The organism is Pseudonocardia abyssalis (assembly GCF_019263705.2).
GTDB classification, from domain to species: domain Bacteria; phylum Actinomycetota; class Actinomycetes; order Mycobacteriales; family Pseudonocardiaceae; genus Pseudonocardia; species Pseudonocardia abyssalis.
The window spans coordinates 1,239,891-1,256,005 of the sequence record NZ_JADQDK010000001.1 but is presented as its reverse complement, the minus strand read 5'-3'; the positions used below and the strand labels follow the sequence as shown (position 1 = coordinate 1,256,005).

The 16,115-nt window shown below is 76.1% G+C and carries 15 protein-coding genes; 4 read left to right on the top strand and 11 right to left on the bottom strand.

The genetic code is table 11. The features are described from left to right. Window positions 1-65 precede the first annotated feature (65 nt). From I4I81_RS06005 to I4I81_RS05985, 5 genes are all read right to left on the bottom strand, one after another. Window positions 66-569 carry a universal stress protein gene (locus tag I4I81_RS06005; protein ID WP_218606289.1) on the bottom strand — a complete coding sequence of 168 codons (504 nt, stop codon included), beginning with the start codon at window positions 567-569 and terminating at the stop codon, window positions 66-68. A 629-nt stretch (window positions 570-1,198) separates the two neighbouring features. Beyond that, window positions 1,199-2,587, bottom strand: a complete 1,389-nt coding sequence (locus I4I81_RS06000; RefSeq protein WP_218615868.1) for a polysaccharide deacetylase family protein — start codon at window positions 2,585-2,587, stop codon at window positions 1,199-1,201. A 143-nt stretch (window positions 2,588-2,730) separates the two neighbouring features. Then, window positions 2,731-3,177 (bottom strand): hypothetical protein, encoded by a 447-nt coding sequence (locus I4I81_RS05995; protein ID WP_218605641.1) that lies wholly within the window; start codon window positions 3,175-3,177, stop codon window positions 2,731-2,733. A 19-nt stretch (window positions 3,178-3,196) separates the two neighbouring features. Further along, on the bottom strand, window positions 3,197-4,057 hold the full coding sequence (locus I4I81_RS05990; protein WP_218605640.1) for a Gmad2 immunoglobulin-like domain-containing protein: 861 nt from the start codon (window positions 4,055-4,057) through the stop codon (window positions 3,197-3,199). Window positions 4,058-4,340: 283 nt separating this feature from the next. Then, entirely contained in the window at window positions 4,341-6,845 is a 2,505-nt protein-coding gene (locus I4I81_RS05985; protein WP_226363778.1) for a glycoside hydrolase family 65 protein, read from the bottom strand. Between the two features lie 155 nt (window positions 6,846-7,000). On the opposite strand from I4I81_RS05985, the gene I4I81_RS05980 reads away from it, so the two are divergent. Beyond that, window positions 7,001-7,978, top strand: a complete 978-nt coding sequence (locus I4I81_RS05980) for an Acg family FMN-binding oxidoreductase (RefSeq protein ID WP_218615867.1) — start codon at window positions 7,001-7,003, stop codon at window positions 7,976-7,978. A gap of 361 nt (window positions 7,979-8,339) precedes the next feature. Here I4I81_RS05980 and I4I81_RS05975 read toward each other — a convergent pair whose 3' ends face one another. From I4I81_RS05975 to I4I81_RS05955, 5 genes are all read right to left on the bottom strand, one after another. Continuing rightward, window positions 8,340-8,930 carry an Rv1733c family protein gene (locus I4I81_RS05975; RefSeq protein WP_218615866.1) on the bottom strand — a complete coding sequence of 197 codons (591 nt, stop codon included), beginning with the start codon at window positions 8,928-8,930 and terminating at the stop codon, window positions 8,340-8,342. Then, window positions 8,905-9,135, bottom strand: coding sequence for a DUF1918 domain-containing protein (locus I4I81_RS05970; protein ID WP_218603521.1), 231 nt, complete (start codon window positions 9,133-9,135; stop codon window positions 8,905-8,907). The genes I4I81_RS05975 and I4I81_RS05970 overlap by 26 nt, the downstream gene beginning before the upstream one ends. Further along, entirely contained in the window at window positions 9,135-9,494 is a 360-nt protein-coding gene (locus I4I81_RS05965) for a PEP/pyruvate-binding domain-containing protein (protein WP_218603520.1), read from the bottom strand. The genes I4I81_RS05970 and I4I81_RS05965 overlap by 1 nt, the downstream gene beginning before the upstream one ends. Beyond that, a complete protein-coding gene (locus tag I4I81_RS05960; protein WP_218603519.1) occupies window positions 9,491-10,387 on the bottom strand; it encodes a universal stress protein in 897 nt (298 codons plus the stop codon). Before I4I81_RS05960 ends, I4I81_RS05965 begins: the two co-directional genes overlap by 4 nt. An 889-nt stretch (window positions 10,388-11,276) precedes the next feature. Next, window positions 11,277-11,486 (bottom strand): Hsp15 family protein, encoded by a 210-nt coding sequence (locus I4I81_RS05955; protein WP_218603518.1) that lies wholly within the window; start codon window positions 11,484-11,486, stop codon window positions 11,277-11,279. A gap of 270 nt (window positions 11,487-11,756) precedes the next feature. On the opposite strand from I4I81_RS05955, the gene I4I81_RS05950 reads away from it, so the two are divergent. After that, window positions 11,757-13,457: a SulP family inorganic anion transporter gene (locus I4I81_RS05950; RefSeq protein WP_226363777.1), complete on the top strand. Its 1,701-nt coding sequence runs from the start codon at window positions 11,757-11,759 to the stop codon at window positions 13,455-13,457. Continuing rightward, on the top strand, window positions 13,442-13,933 hold the full coding sequence (locus I4I81_RS05945; protein ID WP_275957367.1) for an NUDIX hydrolase: 492 nt from the start codon (window positions 13,442-13,444) through the stop codon (window positions 13,931-13,933). Before I4I81_RS05950 ends, I4I81_RS05945 begins: the two co-directional genes overlap by 16 nt. Here the strand turns inward: I4I81_RS05945 and I4I81_RS05940 are convergent. Then, on the bottom strand, window positions 13,902-14,870 hold the full coding sequence (locus I4I81_RS05940; RefSeq protein ID WP_218603517.1) for a universal stress protein: 969 nt from the start codon (window positions 14,868-14,870) through the stop codon (window positions 13,902-13,904). The genes I4I81_RS05945 and I4I81_RS05940 overlap by 32 nt on opposite strands. 185 nt (window positions 14,871-15,055) lie before the next feature. Here I4I81_RS05940 and I4I81_RS05935 point away from each other — a divergent pair, with 185 nt between their 5' ends. After that, the gene (locus I4I81_RS05935; RefSeq protein ID WP_218603516.1) at window positions 15,056-16,039 is read left to right on the top strand and encodes an Acg family FMN-binding oxidoreductase; all 984 of its coding nucleotides are present in this window, start codon (window positions 15,056-15,058) and stop codon (window positions 16,037-16,039) included. Window positions 16,040-16,115 lie beyond the last annotated feature (76 nt).

The following is a 16,115-nucleotide window of genomic DNA, read 5'->3' as shown; positions in this document are numbered from 1 at the left end:
GGGCCCCCTGCGGCGCCTCCGCCTTCCGACCCCCCGCGGGGGGTCGAAGGGCCGGAGAAGCCACCTCACACCGGCACCGCGGCCGCCTCGGGCCGGGCGACCGCCTCCGCCACCCGGGTCGACCGGACGATCGTCACCGGGCACGACGCGTGCAGCACGCAGTGCAGACCGACCGAGCCGAGCATGGCGCTGCTCATGGCGCCGCGTCCGCGGTGGCCGATCACCAGCACGTCCGCGCCGTCCGCAGCGTCGAGCAGGACCCGTCCGGCTGCCCCGGCCCGCGCCTCCACCGACACCTCCACCCGCGCCGCCAGGTCGGGCCGGGCTGCGAGCACCTCGTCCACCATCTCCTGGCCGGCGTCCCGCGCACTCGCGAGGACCTCCGAGATCGGCGGCGGCGCCACCATCCCGTAGGCCGTCGCCCAGTACTCCGGCAGCTGGGCCGCCACCACCGCCCGCAGCCGCGCCCCGCGGCGGGCAGCGTCCTCCAGTGCGTGCTCGACAGCCGCCCGCGATCCCGGGGAACCGTCCACCCCCACCACGACCGTCCCGGTGCCCTCGCCGTCCATGTGTCCTCCTCGTCCGATCCGGCCGGGACCGTTCGGGCCCGGTGGTCCCACCGTTCCCCCAGGTGCGCGGCGGGCACCACGGTCGCAAGTCCCCACCGCACCTGGAGGGAGTCCCTGTCAGCGGGTGCAGGATCGCGATCACCGGCCACCCGCCACCCGCAGCGATCCCTGTCCACAACGGCCCTGTCCACAGTGGTCCTGTCCACAGTGGTCCGGGTCCGACGCCGGGATCACGACGCCGCCGAGTGCCGCAGTCCGTCGCGGACGCACGCGGTGAGGACCCCGAGGACCGAGACCGCGGCGCCGACGGTGGCCGCGGTGACGGTGGCCGAACGGGGTGACCTACGGCGGTTCGCGGGGGACCTCCGGCCCGGTCGGCGGGCCCGGTGCCGATGCGATCCTCGACTCCGGGCCACGGATCGCCCTCGGACATCCACTCGTCGCTGGGGAGCAGACGAGTGGCGCGAGCCGGGGGCCGGGCACCTTGCCGACGGACGGGTGCCCGGTCTCCGGCACATCCCTGCCGTCCACCCGATCCCGAGACCCCGACGAGCTCGGGCGCGACGGGACACCCCGGCCCGTCCACGCCTCGACGATCGCGGTGGCTCACCGAGCCGACCGCGGCGGAGTCACGGGTTGCCGGTCGTGACCGCCCCCGTCACGGCGTCCCAGCGCAGCCAGCCGCCCCGGAAGTCGCTGCGGCGCCCGCCGGGCACCGTGTACTCGTCGGACACCGGCAGGCCCAACCGGCCCGCCGTGCCGCCCTGGGCCAGGTAGCGGCCCAGGATCGCGCCGTGCACCTCGTGCGCCCCGGTGGCGGCCGACCAGTACACGCTGCCGCCCTGGAACTGCGAGGCCCGCCCGCCGGTGACCCCGACCTCGTCGCCCACCGGGTAGCCCAGGAACCCGCGTTCCCAGCCCAGCGACGCCCACTTCGCCCGGATCGCGCCGTACACCAGCCGCGCACCCGTCGCGGGCGTCCAGTACAGCGACCCACCGTGCTCGAAGTGGTTGAAGCGACCCGTGCCGTCCGGGGTGGGCGTCTCGTCGGTGACCGGGAACCCCAGCAGCGACGTCACCGACCCCAGCCCGGCGAACCGGGCGCCGATCGCCCCGTGCACCTCGTGGGCGCCCAGGGCGTCGCGCCAGTAGACGCGGCCCCCCTCGAACCACTGCACGGCCGTGCCGGCGGTCGTCGCGACCATCTCGGCCGTGCGCGGGTCGCCCAGCACCGAGCGCTGCGCGCCCAGCCCGGCGTAGTGCCAGCCGATCGCCCCGCGCGTGACGCTGCGGTAGGGGTCGGTGAAGCCGTACCCCATCCCCCGCAACGTCGCGATCACGGCCGGCAACGCCGCCGTGTCCGTGGAGTCCGAGCTCAGGTGCATCAGCACGATCCCGCCCGGCACGGTGTAGCGGCGCACCCGGTCCAGGATCACCTCACTGGGGACGCCGAGGTAACCGGTCGTGTCGAACGTCCAGTCGTAGCTGATCCAGTCCCCGCGCGCGGCCAGGTCGGCGCGCACCCCGTCGTCGAGGTAGCCGTCCCGGTAGGGCGCCCGGAACCACCCGGCCGTGGTCAGGCCCAGCCGCCGGAACGCCGCCTCGGCGCGGTCGAGCTGGTCGGCACGCTGCGCGGTGGTCAGACCGGTGAACGCCGGGTGGTCGTAGCTGTGGTTGATCAGCTTGTGCCCCGCGGCGGCGATCGCCCGGACCTGGTCCGGATAGCGCTCCACGTAGCGGCCGGTGAGGGCGAACCCGGCGGTGATCCCGTTGTCCCGCAGGATCTGCAGCACCCGCGGCACGTCACCGGGGGTGTACCAGTCGGCGTCCAGCGTCAGGGTGACGACGCGGGGGCCGGGGTCCGCGCCCCGGGTGAACACCGCGGCCCGGGCGGGAGGGGCGTCGTCGGCCGCCGCCACCGGCGCCGTGAGAAGCGCGCCCGTCACCGCCAGCAGCGCACCGAGCGCAACCGTCAGCGCCCGGCCCGCCCTGCTTCTCACCGTCGCAGCCGTCGTCATGCCGTCCACCTCCCCGCCACGAGCACGGCACTGTCCCCGCCGCACACGTCCACCCGCCCCGTGTCCCCGCCCAGGGTCGACCGGTTCATCCCCGGCCGGCAGGGCCGGTCGACCCGCACCCGGGGGACCCCCGGTCCGCATGATCAGCCGTTCGACGCGCGGGCCGCATCCCTGCGTACCCCGGTCCGGGGGCCTCGACGGCGCTGCGGCGGCACACCCGCCGCGGGGGCGTCCCGTCCACCGGCCGCCTCCTCGCCGGCCCCGTCGCCGTCGCCGCAGAGCGCGGCCCACTCGTCGTCGTCGAAGTCACCGTGCAGCGAGAGCACGGCGAGCCACGCCTCCGCGGCCCCCTCGCCGGGGTCCTCGTCGGCCCCATCGGCGGTGCTGGAGGGCGGGGTGCCGATCGCGGCGGTGACGACCGGGTCTCGGCCGGTCCCGGTCCTGCGGCCGCGGACGGCGGCAGGGCCCGGACCGGGACCCCGTCCGGTGATCGGACCCCGGAGCGGGTCACCGGGCGTCGGGGCCGGCTCCCCGGGTCGGTTCCCGGCCGCCGCGCGCGACGCGTCCCGCCCGGCGGCCCGCGCGGTCACCACCGTCAGCTCCGGGCCGTCACGGCACGAACCGGACGCGGACGACGCTCGCCTGCCACACCTGACCGTCCTCCCCGCTCGCCGTGCTCAGCACGACCGCACCGTGGGCGGCGACCGGCGCGCGGTCGAGCGCGACCGTGACGGCGAACGGGCGCAGCACGTCCCCGCCCGCGGTGGCGAAGCCGACGGCGAGCGGCGCGGTGCCACCGTCCTCGACGATGCGCACGTCGACGTGGCCCTCGAACGCCACGGCCCGGCCCTGCAGCAGGACCGGCGACCCGACGAGGTCACCGGCGCCGGGGACGTCGAGCAGCAGGTCTCCGCTCGCCGAGCCGAGCACCCACCACGTCCCGTCCTCCAGGATGCGGACGAACACGGTCGTGACCGGGCCGCCCGCGCGGGGGCGCACCTCCACCTCCCCGGAACGGCCGTCCCCGGGCAGGAACGGACCGGGCACCGGGTCGCGGAAACCCGCCAGCCCCCTGGCGAACCCGGTGGCAGCGGCGACCGGATCGGTGTAGCGGACGCCTGCTGCGGCGTCGGGCCACACGGCCGTCACCGCACTGACCGGTCCGGGGGTCGGAGCTGGTCCTGCGCCGGTCGGGACCGGCGTGGCCGGCGCCGAGGCCGTCGGCTGCTCCGCCGACGGCCGGGCGTCCGCCCCTGTGGTGATCGGCGGCGCGGCGGTGGCGGTGGGCACGGACGGACCGGGTTGCGGCGGACCGGACGGGGACGGGCCGCCGACCAGCGTCGCGACCGTGACGACCACGCCCGTCACGGCGACGGCGACGGCGACGGCGAGCAGCAGGGGTCGCGGATGGCGACGGCGGGGTCGGGCCGGGTCCGGCCCGGGGCTGCGGTCGAGATCGGTCGTGGTCATGCGTCGACGGTCCCGCTGATCCGGAATCCGCGACAGGGCCGTCGGACCCACCTCACGATGCCCCAGGTGCACCGTCGTCCCGGCGACCGGACCGCGGCCCCGGGACGAAAGGCCCCTGCTCCACCGGCCCGGCGCGGCGCACCCTGGACGACCGGACCCGATCGGGTCCGGACCCGCGACCGAGGGGGCAACCCGTGCTGTGCGACACCTGCTGGGGATACGACCACTGGCACCCCTGCCTCTGCGCGGCCGACGGCGAGGCCGGATCCCCCGGCCGCACCCCTCAGGAGGGCTCGGGCGACCGGATCGACGAGCCCCGGCGCGGAGACCTCGAGTTCGCCGCCTGAACAGCGTCCGGTGGCGCGGCGTCCGGGTCCCCGGAGCTCCCGGAGGCCGAGAAGACCACCGCCTCGCCCGGTCGCAGCTCGCTCAGCCGGTCGCCGCTGCCGACCCGGATCGGCGACCCGGGTCCGGGCTCGGACACCACCCGGACGGTGCGGTCGCCGACGCTCACCGTCAGCTGGTGGTGGCGGTACTGCACGGAGAAGTCGAGCCGGCCGAAGCGCCGCGGCCAGTGCGGGTCGAACCACAGCGCGTCCTCCCGGGTCTCCAGGCCGGCGAAGCAGCGCTGCAGGAGGTCGACGCACCCGGCCATCGCCCCGAGGTGCACGCCTTCAGCGGTCGTCCCGCGCTGGATGTCGGCCACGTCGCTGGACAAGGCGCGCTCGAAGTACTCGACGGCGTGCTCCCGGTGCCCGCGCGCCAGGACCCAGGCGTGCACCAGGGCGCTGAGCGTGGAGCCGTGCACGGTCCGGGACAGGTGGTACTCGATCGTCGCCGGGATGGCCTCGGGCGGCAGGCCGTAGCCGAGCCCGCCGAGCAGGGCGCGCAGCTCGTCGGCGGAGAGCAGGTAGAACAGCATGAGCACGTCGGCCTGCTTGGAGACCTGGTAGTCGTCGACCGACCGGCCCTCCGCCTCCAGGATGCGGTCGAGCCGGGACAGGTCGCCGTAGCGGGCGCGGTAGCCGGCCCAGTCGAGATCGGGCAGGTCGTGGGCGCCCGCGTACTGGCTGATCACCCCGTCGGCGGCGATCGGCACGAACATCCGGCGGCTGACGTCGCGCCAGCGCAGCTGCTCGGCGGGGCCCAGGTCCAGCGACTCGACGAGCTCGGTGCGTCGGATCGGTTCCAGCGCGGCGAGGACGTCCTCGGCGCGGCGCAGCAGCCACACGGTCATGACGTTGGTGTAGGCGTTGTCGTCGATGCCCGGCCGGTCGGAGCCGGGGTAGCGGGTCGTGTACTCGTCGGGCCCCATCACACCGCGGATGCGGAAGCGGTCGGTCACCGGATCGTGGCGGGCGAGGCCGGCGAAAAACCGCGCCACCTCCAGCAGCACCTCGGCCCCGTGGTCGGAGAGGAACTCGCGGTCGCCGGTGGCCTGGTAGTACTGCCAGATGCTGTAGGCGACGGCCAGGCCGACGTGCCGCTGCAGGTGCGAGGTGTCGGGGAGCCAGTGGCCGGACCGCGGGTTGAGGTGGCGGCGCTGGCTCTCCTCCCGGCCGTCGCTGCCGGACTGCCACGGGTACATCGCGCCGGTGTGGCCCGCGGCCCGCGCCGCGCGCCGGGCCGCGTCGAGGCGCCGCACGCGGTACCGCAGCAGCGCCCGGGTCACCGCGGGCGTGCGCAGGGTGAGCATCGGGTAGACGAACAGCTCGTCCCAGAAGACGTGGCCGCGGTAGGCCTCGCCGTGCAGGCCGCGGGCCGGGACGCCCGCGTCGAGGTCCTGGTTGTGCTCGGAGACCGCCTGCAGCACGTGGAACGTGCACAGCCGCAGGGTGCGCAGCGTCTCCGTGGCGAGCGCGGCCGGATGGCGGACCAGGTCGAGTCGGTAACGCCGCCAGAGCTGCTGCCAGGCCAGCTCGTGACCGGCCAGCAGCTCCTCGAAGCCCGCCGTGCCGGCCAGCACCTCCACGGCCGCCACGGCCGGTTCGGACACCGCGCCGTCGCGCGAGGTGACCACGGCGACGACCTTCTCGACCGCGACGGGCTCCCCCGCCCGCACCGCGCACCGCAGGACGTGCGCGACGCGGTCGGGCCGGCGGTGCAGTGAGCGTTCGTCGACGGCCGTGCCGGGTTCCAGGGTCGTACGGGCCGCCACCGCCACCCGCAACCGCGACTGGCGCGTCCGCGCGACGAGCAGCAGCGTGGACCCGTCCGGCTCCCCGGTCGTGACGACGTCCAGGTGGCGGCCGTCGAGGGCGGCGTAGCGGGACACGCCCGCGTTGCGGACGGCGCCGTCGATCCCGGACTCGATCCGCAGGTTCCCCGACCAGTTCTCGGCCACCAGCACCGTGTGCAGGCCGGCCACGTGCGGCAGCGTCCGGTGCACGAAGCTGCGCTGGCGCAGCACGGTGATCCGCCCCGCGGCGTCGGCGAACCGGGTGCGGCGGGTGAGCAGCCCGCGGCGCAGGTCCAGCGCCACCCGGTGCTCCAGCACCTCGGCCCCGTCCGCGGAGATCCACGGCCCGTCCTCGACGGCGACGCGCAGGTCCGCCCAGTGCGGCAGGTTGACCATGCTCTCGGACTCGACGACCTCGCCGTCGATCTCGTCGCGGACGCGGTCGAACACGCCCGCGGCGTAGGTCCCCGGGTAGTGCACGCCGTCGGCCCGGCTCTCGGGCGCCGCCCCGCGGGTGGCGAACCGGCCGTTGCCCAGGGTCGTCAGGGCCTCCCGGCGCCCTTCGTCGGCGGGGTCCCAGCCCTCGAAGGTCAACGTCCAGGCATCCACGGCAACCCCCTGTCCGTTCCGACCGTAGGACCCCGCCACGGCGTCCGATCCGGGCCGAAGGTCCCGCATCCGGGGCCGGACGATCCTGGCGACGGCCGCTCGGACGACCGAGGCTGGACCGGCCAGCACCGCACACCGCGAGGAGGGGCGATCCCGTGCCACCGATACCGACGGCCGCTCTCGACGAGGCGTTGCGCGCCCCCTCGGTGCACAACTCCCAGCCGTGGCGCTGGCGGATCACCCCGGAGTCGGTGGAGCTGCACGCCGACCCCGACCGGCACCTGCAGGTGACCGACCCGGACCGGCGCGACCTCGTCCTCAGCTGCGGGGCGGCACTGCACCACCTGACCGTCGCGCTGGCCGCGCACGGCGCCGCCGCGGTCGTCGACCGGCTGCCCGATCCCGAGGACTCCACGCATCTCGCGTCCGTGTCGATCGGACCGGGACGACCGGCCGCAGCCGACGCCGACCTGTTCCCGGCCATCGCCGCCCGCCGGACCGAGCGGCGGCGGATGAGCCACCGTCCGGTGCCCGCCGAACTGCTGGAGCACCTGGCCGAGCAGGCCCGGCGGGCCGGGGCCCTCCTGGTGCCCGTCGTCGGCGCGGCCGCCCGGGACCGGCTCGCCCTCGCCCTCGGCGACGCCGGCCGGCTGCAGCGGTCCGCACCGGGCTACCCGGCCGAGCTGCGCCTGTGGACCCACCGCCTCCCCGCCGCCCGGGACGGGATCCCGGCCACGGCGACGACCGCCGTGCCCCGCCGCGACAGCTCGCCCCCACTGCGCGCCTTCCCCGCCGGGCGGCTGCGCGAGGGACGCCAACTCACCGGGCACGGCGGCACCGACGACGCCGCCGAGTTCATGGTCGTGGCCACCGCGGACGACCGGGTCCTCGACCGGCTCCGCGCCGGCGAAGCCGTCAGCGCCGTGCTGCTGGCCGCCACGCTCGCCGGTCTGGCGTCCACCCCGCTCAGCCAGGCGACCGAGGTCGACACGGTCCGGGACGCCCTGCGCACGCACGTCCTGCGCGTCCCCGAGCACCCGCAGATCGTCCTGCGGCTGGGCTGGCCGGCCACCTATGCCGACCCGCTCCCCGCCACCCCGCGCCGCCCCCTGCGGTCGGTCCTGCTGCGCTGAGGACGCACGGCGGAGGTCGGGGTACCGCAGAGGCCCCCGCGAGCCCGCGGACCCGGGCGGCGACGTCCCCGCGGATCGGCCGGATCTCCGCCGCGGCCGTGCCGGCGGGATCGGTGAGCGGCCAGTCCACGTAGCGTTCCCCGGGGGACACCGGGCAGGCGTCACCGCAGCCCATCGTGACCACGACATCGGTTGCCTCGACGGCACGACACGACCTGCTGCCTGCTGCTGCACGGCCGCGCCGCCCATGCCCCGAGCGGGCCGACGCGGACCCGTCCGCGGCCTCTCGTCCCGCACCGGCCTCAACGACCGCCGGACCGGGAGCCGCCGGAGATCACGACGCCCAGATCACGACGCCCAGTCATCGCCCGCTACGGCTCCACTCCGGGCCGAACCGCTCCCAGTCCCGTTCCCAGCGCGCGGAGTTGGCCCGCCCGACCATGCCGCGCACAGCCGCCCAGGTCGCGCCCAGCACCACGCCCCCGCCCAGCATCAGACCCACCACCGCGAGACCCCCGGCGACCACGGCCCCGACCTCGCCGACGGGACGGGGAACGACCCGGCCGTCGCGGTCGAGCCAGATCCTCACCACGGCCCCGGCGCGGGCACCCGCTCCGGCGGTCACCGAGCCGGTGCGCGACACCCCGTCCGGGTCGAGCCAGCGCGCCGGGACCACCACCTGGCCCCGCGCCGTCCCGTACTCCCCGGCGGCCGCCGCCGCGTCCTCGAGCAGGACGGCCTCGGTCGAGGTGCGGGCGGCGCTCTCGAGACGGCCGCGCTCGACGGTCCCGGCGTGCACGACGATCCCGCCCAGGACCGCCACCGTCAACAGGAGCAGTCCGGCGCAGGCGAGCATCCACGCCACGAGGTCCTCGACGACGTCGGTGAGCCTGCGGCGTGGCCGCACCGCGCGCTCCGACGGACGGTCACCGGGCTTCCGCGGTCGCTGCATCGTGACCGCCCCCCTTCCGGGACGGGCACTGCAGGCGCGCGTCCGGTGGCGGGAACAGCAGTGACTCGTGGTCGTCGTCGAGCCACCGCACGCGGTAGGGCGGGGAGCCGTCCTCGTGCGGGACACCGACGATCCGCCCGCGCCGCACCAGGTGGTCGCCCGGCGCCACCGGGACCACCAGCCAGTCCCCCACGTGGGCGCGCATCAGCGCACCGCCCCACGGCGTGCCGCGTCGAGCAGCACCCTCCGCTCGGCGGAGGCGACGGCCGGGCGATCGACGCCGCACACATGGGTGAAGGTGACGTTCATCCCGGCGAACGAGTCGTCCGTGCCGTCCTCCCCCACCGCTGAGGACCGCACCGCCACGACGGCTCCGCGCTCCTCGGGATCGGGCAACCGCTCGTAGGCGGCACGCACCGCGGACTCCAGCGCGGGCGGGAACGGCGCGGAGCCGGCCAGGTCGCCCACCCGCAGGCGGAGTGCGTCGAGCGCGGCGGGATCCTCGACGGCCGCGGTGAGACCGGTCAGGTCCCGCACCGCGGCGGGCGCGGCCACCGCCGTCATCCCTGCTCCCCGGTCTCCTCGGTCCGCACGACGGCGACCGGGCACGGGCTGCGGTGCAGCAGCGCATGGCCGACCGACCCGAGCAGCAGGCCCGCGAACCCGCCGCGCCCGCGCGACCCCACGACCACGAGCTGGGCCCCCACCGCCTCCTTCAGCAGGGCGTGCGCCGCCCGGTCGCGGGTCACGACGCGCCGTACCGGCACGTCCGGGTACTTCTCGGCCCAACCCGCGATGCGCTCGCCCAGCACCACGCGCTCGTCGACCTCGATGGCCTCCCAGTCCAGCAGCGGCGCGATCGCCGGGTCGGCCACCAGGTCCATCCACGTGTGCACCGCCACGAGCGGGGCGTCCCGCAGCGCCGCCTCCTCGTAGGCGAAGGCCAGCGCCGCCTCGCTCACCGGCGACCCGTCGATCCCCACGACGACCGGCGCCGACGCCGAGACCGCCTGTCCCGCACCGCGCACGACCACCACCGGACACGCACCGTGCGACGCCAGCGCGTGCGCCACCGACCCCAGCAGCAGGCCACCGATCCGGCTCAGGCCGCGGTCGCCGAGCACCATCAGCTCCGCCCGGCGCGACTCCGTCACCAGGACCCCGATCGGGTAGCCGACGACGAGCTCGCGCTCCACGGGCACGTCGGGGGCGTGCCGGGCGACGGCCGCCTCCGCCGTGGCCAGGTCGCGCCGGGCGTGCTCGAGCATGATGTCGCGGCGATGCTCGCCGAGGCCGGGGTGCCCGACGACGAGCTCGGTGGTCCAGCCGAACGCGTACACCAGCCGCAGCCCGAGATGCCGCCGCGACGCCTCGTCCGCCGCCCAGCGCGCCGCCTCGAGCGCGCTCTGCGAGCCGTCGATACCCACCACTACGGTCCTGCTCCGTCGAGCGTTCATGGCCTTCTCCTCGTCGATGTGGGGCGATCGTGTCTCCGCGGCGACCCCGCCGGGCAGCGTCCAACGCCCCGTGCCCGGGGGCCCTCCGACCCGTTCCCCACGGACCTCCGCGGTCAGAACAGGGGTGCACGACGGCATCGGCGAGCCGCTCGTCCAGCCGGTACCGCAGCCGGTCGACCACGGTGACGACACCTTCCACCCGCCGCACCTTCCGCGGCGGCTCGGTCATCAAGGCGGCCGCTCCGGACTTCGCCACGACCGTCCCGGTCATCGGGGCGACGACGGGTTCGGTCGCCGGTGTGGACCGCACGACCGTGACCGGACACGGGGCGCCCACCACGCAGCGCAGCCCGACCGAGCCGAGCCGGACGCTCACGACAGCCCGCGCCCGCGATGCACACGACCAGCAGGTCGGCATCCCGGGCGGCGCTGAACAGGGCATCCGCGGACGGCCCGGGCGCCGCCCCCCGCGGGGACGGCCGCACGGGCCCGTAGGCGCTCGCCCAGAGCTCCGAGGGCTCCACCGCGACCACCACCCTCAGGAGGGCGCCGCGGCGGGCCGCCACCCGCAGCGCGAAGTCCAGCGCGGCGAAGGAGCCGGGCGAACCGTCCGCCCCGACCGCGACGGCCGGCTGGCCTGCCGCGCCTCGATCGGTCGACCTGATCCCGCCCGGCGACCGCAGGCCGGTCACCGGGACGAGGTACCCCGCCCCCGGGCGTCCGCAGCCCGCGTCCGCTCCACCACAGCGGAGCGCTGAACAGCCGGGCCACGGCGAACGCGACCATCAGGAACAGCGCCACCGCGCGCACGTCGATGCGCTCGCGCGGGATGACCCGCCCGGTGTCCGCCGTCATCGGGGATCCGGCCCCTCCGCGGGTGGCGTGCGGGTCAGCGGTCCGGTGTGCGGGGGATGGACCGGAGCTCGACGTGCACGGGCGGGTCCGCCGGGGTGTCGGGGTCGGTGACCCGGCGTCCGTCGACGAGGACCCAGCCGCCGCGGACGTGTTCGATCGCCCGTTCCCTCGAGATCCCGGCCTGCACGAGCCGGTCCAGCACGGTGCGGTCCGCGACGGCGGTACTGCTGCGTGGGGTCTCCATCAGGTCATCACCTCGGTGATCGGAGGAATTCGTTCGGAGATCCGACGGTCCCAGCAGCGTGAGCCGGCCGTCAGCGGCGAAGGTCCCGTTCTCCGACCGACCAGCGGCCCTGCCGGGAGCATCCGCTCGACCGTGGTCGCGCCGGCACCGCACGCGCACGATCGGTACCTCCAGAACTCCTTCGACCGGCGAGGTGGACCGATGCGCATCCGCACGGGCGTCACCGGCATCGGCCCCGCCGGCTCCACGCTCCCGGACCGGTGAGCTGAGGTGCGGCGCGTCGGCACGCGGCTCGGGACCGGGATCCGGCCGGGGCTCGCGGCGGTGCGCCGCCGCGACCGGCGGGCGGTGTCCGCCGACCTGCTCGCCGGCGCCACCGTCGCGGCCTACCTGGTGCCGCAGGTGCTCGCCTACGCGGAGGTGGCCGGTCTGCCGGCGGTCGCCGGCCTCTGGGCCTCGCTCGCGGCGCTCACCGCCTATGCGGTGTTCGGTTCCTCGCGGCTGCTCTCCGTGGGTCCGGAATCGACGACCGCGGTGATGACCCTCATCGCGATCGCCCCGCTCGCGGGGGGCGACCCGGGTCGCCACGCGGCGCTGTCCGCCGCGCTCGCCGCGCTGGTCGGGGTGCTGTGCCTCGCCGGGCGAGCAGCGCGGCTGGGTTTCCTGGCCGACCTGCTGTCGCGCCCGGTGCTCGTCGGCTACCTCACCGGGATCGCCCTGATCATGATCGCCGGTCAGCTCGGCCGGCTCACCGGGATACCGGTCGACGGTGGCACGTTCGTCGACGACATCGCCGGCGTCGTGGGCGGGCTCGGCGGGGTCCACCTGCCCACGCTCGTCCTCTCGGTGGCGGTGCTCGCCGTCCTCGTGGTCGTCGCCGCGCTCGCCCCCCGCCTGCCGGGGCCCCTGCTCGCGGTGCTGCTCGCCACCGCCGTCAGCGCCGCGCTCGACCTGCCGCGACTCGGGGTGGCCGTGGTCGGCGCGGTCCCGCCGGGGCTCCCGTCCTTCGCCGTCCCCGCGGTGGGCGCGGCGGACCTCGGCGCCCTGCTGCTGCCCGCGCTCGGCGTCGCGCTGGTGGCGTACTCCGACAACGTGCTCACGGCCCGGGCGTTCGCGCCCAGCGGGCAGCGGGTCGACGCCGACCAGGAGCTGCTCGCCCTCGGCACCGCCAACATCGCCGCCGGCGTCCTGCAGGGATTCCCGGTCAGCAGCAGCGGCAGCCGGACCGCGATCGGCGCATCGGTCGGCGGCCGCAGCCAGCTGGCCTCGGTGGTGACGGTGCTGGCCGTGCTCGCCGTCCTGCTGGCCGGGGGCCCCGTCCTCGCCGCCTTCCCGACCGCCGCGCTGGGCGCACTCGTCGTCTACGCCGCGGTCCGGCTCGTCGACCGGCGGGAGTTCTGCCGGTTCGCCCGGTTCCGTCGCTCCGAGCTGCTCATCGCGGTGACCACCACCGCCGCGGTGCTCGCGCTGGGTGTGCTCACCGGCGTGCTCGCCGCTGTCGGCCTGTCGATCCTCGACCTGCTGCGGCGGGTGTCCCGACCGCACGACGGCGTACTCGGGTTCGTCCCCGGCCTGGCCGGGATGCACGACGTCGACGACCACCCCGGCGCAACGACCGTCCCGGGGCTGGTGGTGTACCGGTACGACGCGCCGCTGTGCTTCGCCAACGCCGACGACTTCCGCGCCCGCGCCATGGCCGCGGTGGACGCGGATCCGCAGGCCCGGTGGCTACTGCTCAACGTCGAGGCGGTGGTCGAGGTCGACATCACGGCGGTGGACGCGCTGCTCGGGCTGTGCGACGAGCTGCGGCAGCGCGGCGTGACCGTGGCGCTGGCCCGCGCCAAGCACGAGCTGCTCGAGGACCTCGCGCGCAGCGGGCTCCGCGACCGCATCGGGGAGGACCGGATCTTCCCGACCCTCCCGACCGCGGTGGAGGCCTACCGCAGGGAGACGACATGTCCATGGACCTGACCGCCCCCACCCGCGTCGAGCACTACCACGACCCGGTCGCACCGCCCGCCGCCGTCGTGGTGCCACTCGTGTACGCCGTGGCCCGCGACACGACCGGCCGCGTCCTGCTGGTCCGCCGCGCCGACACCGGTGACTGGGAGCTGCCCGGTGGCCGCGTCGACCCCGGGGAGTCGGCCGTGGCGGCACTCGTCCGTGAGGTGGCCGAGGAAAGTGGCCTGGTGGTCGACGTACGGGGCGTCGCAGGTCTGTACTCCGATCCGGGCCACGTCGTGGAGCAGGCGGGGGTCGTGCGGCAGCCGTTCGCCGTCTGCTTCCACGCCATCGCCCGGCCGGGCGTGCCGCGGCCCGATCGGCACGAGACCAGCGACGCCCGGTGGTGGGACGTCGCCGATCTCGACGGGCTGCAGATGCACACCGCCGTCCGGGCCCGGGTCCGCGACGCGGTCAGTCGGCCCGACCGGGTGCACCTCGGCTGAAGCCCTGTCGGTCACCCGGTACCAGGCCGCCGGCGGCGGGTTCGGCGGCCACCATCGCGGGTCCGACCACGACGACGGGACACTCCGCGAACTCGACCAGGGCTCGGCTGGTCGACCCGAGCAGCATCCCGGTCTGCGGCATCCCGGTCTGCGGCATCCCGGTCTGCGGCGCGGTGCGGCGGTGCCCGACCACGATCATCCGGGCCGTGCCTGCCCGGTCGAGCAGGACCCGTAGCGGGGTGTCCTCGTCGACGTCGTGCTCGATCACGAGCTCGGGGTGCGCGGCGGCGACCCGGCCGAGCTCGGCGGCGAGCATCCTGCCCGCCTCGTCCGCGAGGACCGGCCAGTCCTCGGGCCTGCGGTGTGCGGACCCGTCGCTCCCGGCGACGACGTCCGACCACGCCCGCGTCCCCACCAGTCGCGCGCCCAACACCTCGGCCAGCCCGGCCGCGACGTCGAGCGCGGCGCGGCCGGCCGGCGAACCGTCGACCCCCACCACCACGGGACCGCCACGGGGCGGCGGCAGCTGCGGGACCTTGCCCCGGATCACCGCGACCGGACACCGGACCCGTTCCAGGAGGGACACCGCCACGGTGCCCGCGAGCATCCCCGACCACCCGGCCTCGCCGTAGCTGCCGAGGACCAGCATCGCGGCCCCCTCCGCGCGGGTCCCGAGCACGTCGACCGGTGTGCCGGGCTGCACCTCCGCGACGCACGGCTCCGCCCCCAGGCGCACCGCGACGTCCCGCAACTCGGCCAGCCACGCCGGAATGGGGGTGATCGGCGCGTCCTGGTAACCACCCGGCACCACGTGCACGAGGAGCAGCGGCGCGCGCTCGGCCGATGCGAGGTCTGCGGCCCACTCGGCGGCCTCCCTGGCGGAGTCCGAGGCGTCCACGCCGACCACGATCAGGCCGCCGTCCCTGTTGCCGTCCATGCGCACGCGCCTCCATCGGGTCCGACGTCTCTCCGACCAGAGTCTCCGGGCCACGCGGGGCGTCCCAGGGTCGGCGGACCACGGTCGTCGGGACCTCCGACCCCAAACCGCGGCCCCACGGGTCACCACGGACTCGGTGCTGATCGCCTCTGTGCGGCCCGATCTGCCGGGGGGACGGTGCACACATGGCAGATAGGGACGTTCCCGTCGGTGTACTCGCGGTCGCGGTGCAGCGGGCACTGCAGGCGCCGTCGGTGCACAACACGCAGCCGTGGCGGTGGCGGCTCACCGACGGGCTGATCGAGCTGCACGCCGACCCGGCACGACAGCTGGTGGCCACCGACCCCGACCTTCGCGATCTCGTCCTGAGCTGCGGTGCGGCTCTGCACCACCTCCAGGTCGCCCTCGCCGCCGCGCGCCTGTCGGCGCACGTCCACCGGCTCCCGTCACCGGAGGACCGCTGGCACCTGGCGACCGTGCGTGTCCGCCCCGGGGCGGGCGACACCGGGCTCGCCCAGCTGAGCCGGGCCATCGACGAACGCCGGACCGACCGCCGCCCGTTCGGCGCCGACCCCGTCTCCCCGCAGGCGATCGGGCGGCTCGTCGCGTGCGCGACGCAGTACGGCGCGACACTGCACCCGGTGACCGAGCCCGGTGCGCGTCGTCGGCTCGACGAGGTACTGGCCGATGCCGGGGCGCGGCAGCGCTTCGCGCCCGGCTACGCAGCCGAGCTGACGATCTGGAGCCACCGCTGGGCCGCCGCACGCGACGGCATCCCGGCCACCGCCCGCACCACGCGCACCGCGGCCCCGGACCTGCGGGCGTTCCCGCGCGGGACGCTGGGCAGCACCCGGCCGCAGCCGGCACCGGGCGGGCACGACGGTTCCGTCCTGCTCGTCCTCACCACCACCGGCGACGAGGTGCTCGATCACCTGCTCGCCGGCGAGGCGACCAGCGCGGCGCTGCTCACGGCGACCGTTCAGGGGCTGGCCACCACCCCGCTCAGCCAGTCGCAGGAGGTCCCCGCAACCCGCGCGCGGCTGGCGTCGTCCGTCCTGCGCTCACCGGACCGTCCCCAGCTGGTGATCCGGATCGGTCACCCAGGACCGGGCGCGAGCCGGATCGAGCGGACACCACGCCGCATGCTCGAAGCGGTCCTGATGCACTGACCCGGTCCCGGTCGGCCACCCGGTGGGCGCGGAACGCCCGTCGTGCACTGCCCCGGGCCGGTCGGCGTCGCAACAC

Excerpts from the sequence above, each read along its gene's own strand:
- I4I81_RS05960 (WP_218603519.1), bottom strand. The coding sequence starts at position 10,387 with ATGAACGCTCGACGGAGCAGGACCGTAGTGGTGGGTATCGACGGCTCG.
- I4I81_RS05935 (WP_218603516.1), top strand. The coding sequence starts at position 15,056 with ATGGCAGATAGGGACGTTCCCGTCGGTGTACTCGCGGTCGCGGTGCAG.
- I4I81_RS05965 (WP_218603520.1), bottom strand. The coding sequence starts at position 9,494 with ATGACGGCGGTGGCCGCGCCCGCCGCGGTGCGGGACCTGACCGGTCTC.
- I4I81_RS05990 (WP_218605640.1), bottom strand. The coding sequence starts at position 4,057 with ATGACCACGACCGATCTCGACCGCAGCCCCGGGCCGGACCCGGCCCGA.
- I4I81_RS05940 (WP_218603517.1), bottom strand. The coding sequence starts at position 14,870 with ATGGACGGCAACAGGGACGGCGGCCTGATCGTGGTCGGCGTGGACGCC.
- I4I81_RS05955 (WP_218603518.1), bottom strand. The coding sequence starts at position 11,486 with ATGGAGACCCCACGCAGCAGTACCGCCGTCGCGGACCGCACCGTGCTG.
- I4I81_RS06000 (WP_218615868.1), bottom strand. The coding sequence starts at position 2,587 with ATGACGACGGCTGCGACGGTGAGAAGCAGGGCGGGCCGGGCGCTGACG.
- I4I81_RS05945 (WP_275957367.1), top strand. The coding sequence starts at position 13,442 with ATGTCCATGGACCTGACCGCCCCCACCCGCGTCGAGCACTACCACGAC.
- I4I81_RS05970 (WP_218603521.1), bottom strand. The coding sequence starts at position 9,135 with ATGCGCGCCCACGTGGGGGACTGGCTGGTGGTCCCGGTGGCGCCGGGC.
- I4I81_RS05975 (WP_218615866.1), bottom strand. The coding sequence starts at position 8,930 with ATGCAGCGACCGCGGAAGCCCGGTGACCGTCCGTCGGAGCGCGCGGTG.
- I4I81_RS06005 (WP_218606289.1), bottom strand. The coding sequence starts at position 569 with ATGGACGGCGAGGGCACCGGGACGGTCGTGGTGGGGGTGGACGGTTCC.